This is a genomic window from Streptomyces sp. URMC 123 (assembly GCF_051386515.1).
Taxonomy (GTDB): Bacteria; Actinomycetota; Actinomycetes; order Streptomycetales; family Streptomycetaceae; genus Streptomyces.
The window spans coordinates 1-4,335 of record NZ_JBPQTV010000437.1 but is presented as its reverse complement, the minus strand read 5'-3'; the positions used below and the strand labels follow the sequence as shown (position 1 = coordinate 4,335).

The 4,335-nt window shown below is 76.5% G+C and carries 4 protein-coding genes; 3 read left to right on the top strand and 1 reads right to left on the bottom strand.

Annotated elements, in window-relative coordinates; all coding sequences use genetic code 11:
• Positions 1-951 (bottom strand): ATP-binding cassette domain-containing protein (locus ACSNOD_RS28855; protein ID WP_436770021.1); only part of this gene is annotated, 951 nt, incomplete at its 3' end.
• Between the two features lie 273 nt (positions 952-1,224).
• Between ACSNOD_RS28855 and ACSNOD_RS28850 the strand changes: the two genes are divergently transcribed.
• The 3 genes from ACSNOD_RS28850 (at position 1,225) to ACSNOD_RS28840 (ending at position 3,549) form a co-directional block, all read left to right on the top strand.
• Positions 1,225-1,809, top strand: a complete 585-nt coding sequence (locus ACSNOD_RS28850) for an SAV_6107 family HEPN domain-containing protein (protein ID WP_436770020.1) — start codon at positions 1,225-1,227, stop codon at positions 1,807-1,809.
• Positions 1,810-2,025: 216 nt separating this feature from the next.
• Positions 2,026-2,811 (top strand): methyltransferase, encoded by a 786-nt coding sequence (locus ACSNOD_RS28845; protein WP_436770019.1) that lies wholly within the window; start codon positions 2,026-2,028, stop codon positions 2,809-2,811.
• Positions 2,812-3,150: 339 nt separating this feature from the next.
• Positions 3,151-3,549 carry a DUF3040 domain-containing protein gene (locus tag ACSNOD_RS28840; RefSeq protein WP_436770018.1) on the top strand — a complete coding sequence of 133 codons (399 nt, stop codon included), beginning with the start codon at positions 3,151-3,153 and terminating at the stop codon, positions 3,547-3,549.
• The last annotated feature ends 786 nt before the right edge of the window (positions 3,550-4,335 follow it).

Below are 4,335 nucleotides of genomic sequence, written 5' to 3'. Positions count from 1 at the left end.
CTTCGCGAGGGCCTCGTCCTTCGCGGGGGCCTCGTCCTTCGCCGTGGCCTCGCCGGTCTCGGTGGCCTTCGGCGTGGCCTCCGGTGCGGCGGGGGCCTTGGTGAGATCGGCCTTCGCGGAGGTCTTGGCCTTCGGGGACGCGTCCTTCGCCGTGGCCTCGCCGGTTTCGGTGGCCTTCGGCTTCGGCTTCGCCTTCCCCGCTTCCGCCTTCACCCTCTTCGCTTCCGCCTTCGCCACCTCCGCCTTGGAGCGGGAGGCGCCGGTCGAGACCACCAGCGCGTCCTTGGGGGCCTCGCTGCACACCGCCAGTACGGTCGTGCCGGTCCGCGCCACATCGCGCAGCAGCTCCCAGGCCTGCTCGCGCTCGGCGTCCGACAGCTTGAGGTCGAGGTCGTCGACGCCCAGCAGGCGCGGCCGGCCGATCAGCGCCAGGGCCACGGACAGCCGCAGCACCTCCAGGCGCTCCAGGTCCCGTACGGACGTGCGCGGCCCCTTGGGCAGGGTGTCCAGGTCCAGCCCGGCGCCCTCCAGCGCGGCCTCGATACGGCGCCGCTTCTCCGCCTTGCGCTCGCTCCGGGGCCGCAGCAGGGCGCGCAGCGAGTCGCCGAACCGGCTCTCCAGCAGCGCGCGCTCCCGCAGGTGCTCGGCGACCGTCAGCGCCGGGTCCAGGTCCGCCACGCCGGGCACCGGCCCGAGCGAGGAGAGTTGCCGGACGGCGGACATCTGCTTGGGCAGCCGGTGCCCCGCCACCTCCGCGTGGCCGGCGGTGGCACGCATACGTCCGGTGAGAGCGAGCAGCAGACAGGTGCGGCCGGTGCCCGAGGTGCCCTCCACGGCGATCAACGAGCCCGGCTCGGCATGGAAGCCGATGTCCTGGAACGCCCAGCCGCGGGGGCCCTTGAGGCCGAGACCCACGGCCGTGACGGCCGCCCCGTGCGGGGTGCTGTCCACGAACCCTCCTTTTGAACTGACTGGTCAGTGCAAAAAGTATGCCCCATGGGGTGCGCGGGACGCGTGGTGGGGGTGGAAAGGAAGCGCAAAAACCGGGGAGCGGGCCGCCGGGCGCCGGGCGCGTACGGCGGACGGAGGCGGCCAGCCGCCCGCCGTACGCGGCCAGTTGGGCCGGGACGGGTGGGAAAAGCCCAGGTCAGGGTAATTGTCAGTGGTGTGCCCCACGATGGGTCCATACGGCTCACTGCCGTCCGCGACGACAGGAGGTTCGTCATGGCCAGCACGTCCGCCCGCCGCTCGACCACCACTCCTGACGGCGGCGCCGCGCCCTCCGCACACCGGGCGCGCCGCCGCGCCACGGGCGCCCCCGTGTCCACCGGCCCGTCGACCGATGTCCACCCCGTCCTGCGCCGCGCCGCCGCCCCGCCGGCCGCCCTCGATCTGCTGACCCAGGCCCACCAGGGGCTGGAGGAGGCGGCCGGGCTGGACGCGCCGAACGAGCGCTATGCCACCGCCCATCTCGCCGCCCTGCGCACCGCCGCGGCCGTGCTCGCGGTGCGCGGCCGGCCGGAGACCTCCCCCCGCCGCCGCCAGCGCATCCGCAGCGCCTGGGAGGTGCTGCCCGAGGTCGCGCCCGAACTGTCCGAGTGGAGCGCCCTGTTCGCCTCCGGGGCGCGGCGCCGGGCCCGCGCCGAAGCGGGGATAGCCGGCGCCGCGGGCCCGCGCGACGCGGACGACCTGCTGCGCGACGCCGGGATGTTTCTGCGCCTGGTGGAGCGGATGCTGGTGCTCCAGCCGGCGCTGCCCCAGCCGCGCCCCGCCGCCGAGCGCCAGGACCGGCGGCGGGACGCGGGGTGAGCGGCCCGGCGCCCGTGTGACGCGGCCGAGGGCGACCGAGGGTGGCCCGGGGTGGCCCGGGGCGGCCGACGGCACGGCGGGTGGCCCGGGAGCGGGCCGACGCCGCTGGCGGGGCAGCCCTGCGGCCCCTCCGCCGCCCATTAGGGTGGGGGCTGCCCAAGTGAACCGTCTGTGCCCCGCCGCGCGCGGCGGCATCGCGCCGAGGAGCCACCCGTCATGTCCCGAGAAGAGGGCGTAGACCCGCTGCGCCCCCGTGCCTCCATCCGCACCGCCGTGGTCTGGGACGTCCTGAAAGAGGCCCTCGACCGCCGGGTCAAGGGCCTGAACCAGGACGCGCGGGGCGTGCTCGACGTGCTCGACGCCGGCGGCGGCAGCGGCCAGTTCGCGGTGCCCGTCGCCCGGCTGGGCCACCGGGTCACCGTCGTCGACCCCAGCCCCAACGCGCTGTTCGCGCTGGAGCGCCGCGCCGCGGAGGCCGGGGTGGCCGACCGGGTCCGCGGCGTCCAGGGCGACGCGCACGGGCTGTTCGACGTGGTCGACCGCGGCGCGTACGACGTGGTGCTCTGCCACGGGGTCCTGGAGTACGTGGACGATCCCGCCGAGGGCGTGCGCAACGCCGTGGCAGCGCTCCGCCCCGCCGGCACCCTCAGCGTGCTGGCCGCCGGCCTCGGCGGCGCGGTGCTCTCCCGGGCGCTCGCGGGCCACTTCACAGAGGCCCGGCACGCGCTCACCGACCCGGCCGGGCGCTGGGGCCAGGGCGACCCCATGCCGCGCCGCTTCACCGCCGAGCAGCTCACCGAGCTGGTGGCCGGCACGGGCCTGGAGGTCGGCGCCACGCACGGCGTGCGGATCTTCGCCGACCTGGTGCCGGGCGTGCTGGTCGACACCGAGCCGGGTGCCCTGGACGCGCTGCTCAAGCTGGAGGCCGCCGCGGCCGAGCTGCCGGCGTTCCACTCCGTGGCCACCCAGCTCCACGTCCTGGCCGAAAGAGACGCGGGCTGAGCGCCGCCCGCCACCGCCGCCCGCCGCCGATCGCCACCCGGTCACCGCGCGCCCCGTGCGTCGCGGCCGGGACGGCCCGCCCGGCAGCGGCCCCCGCGGCGGGGGCGGCCCCTCGTCCACAGGCCACCCGATCAGCCTCATTGCCCCGTATGATCGGGGGACACGGTCCGGCATGACGGACAGGGGGCCGGGGAATCTACGTCCCAACCGCCTGAACGCCGTGGCGGCCCGGTTTGGCGAAATGGCGCAGAGGGGCGGGTTTCACGGGGGCGATTCCCTGCCTATCCTGAAAGGGTCGCACCCCGGTCGCCCCCCGCGACCGACGAGTAGGAGGACTCCGTGCCGCTCTCGGAGCACGAGCAGCGCATGCTCGAGCAGATGGAGCGAGCGCTGTACGCCGAAGATCCCAAGTTCGCGACAGCGCTTGAGGGAAGCGGGCTGCGCACGTACACCCGGCGACGGGTCTACCAAGCGGTCGCGGGCTTCCTGGTGGGTATCGCGCTCCTCATGGCCGGAATGGTCGCGCAGCAGATCTGGATCAGTGTGGTGGGGTTCCTCGTCATGCTGGGGTGTGCCGTACTCGCCGTCACCGGCTGGCGCAAGGCGCCGAAGCCGGGGCAGGCCGTCGCAGGGGGGCCGGGGGCACAGGCGCGCCGGCCGGCCGCGCGCCAGCGGCGGTCGATGATGGACCGCATCGAGCAGCGGTGGCAGCGCCGCCGCGATGAACAGGGTCACTGACCCGACGTCTTCCGCACGCGAGGGCGGCCACCGCGCTGGTGGCCGCCCTCCGTCATGGTTGCCCGCGTTTCGCGCGCGGGCGGCGTTGTGTCGCGCCCCGACGTTCCGGGCCCCGATCGCGGGTGCCCGCCGCGCGTGGCGGCCCCGGCGCGATGCCCGCACTCCGGCGGCCGCCCGGGCCAGGGCCCCCGGCCCCGGAGCACGTTCCCGGCTCGGGCGCCCTTCGCGCACAGCTTCTCGGCCCTATGAGGGCGGGCCCTCTGCGGTGTGCCCATGTGCGGTCGCGCCCGGGTCGCGGCCCGTCGGCCGCAGGGCCGCTCAGGTCGATTGCCCGGCCCACAGCGGCACGGGGAAGAGCGGCCGGTCGGGCCGGCCGGCGCCTCTGGGCAGGGCCGGAGTCCCGAGCCCGCCCGGGAGCCGTTTGCCGGCCCACGTTGCTCGGCCGCTGCCGTACGACGTCCTCCCGCCCGCCGCCGAAAATCGCGGCGACCCTCGGGCGACGGCGCGGGGCCCGTCGACGCCGTGACTGCCCGACGTACGGCGCGCGTGCGTGCGCGCTCCGGCCCCTCGCCGACCCCGACCGGCAGGCACGAACCGCCCGCTGTCGCGGACTCCCGCCGCGTGACCGCCCGACACCGCCGGCCCCGGCGCGGGGCGCGGACGTGCCGGGCCGCCGCGCACGGCGTCGTTGCGGTGGATACCGGGTGGGCCCGGCCGTCCCATGGGGGTCCGCTGCGGTGCTGGTCGCGCCGGAGGGGGCGGGGCCGCGGTGGGCGCGTCCGGTGG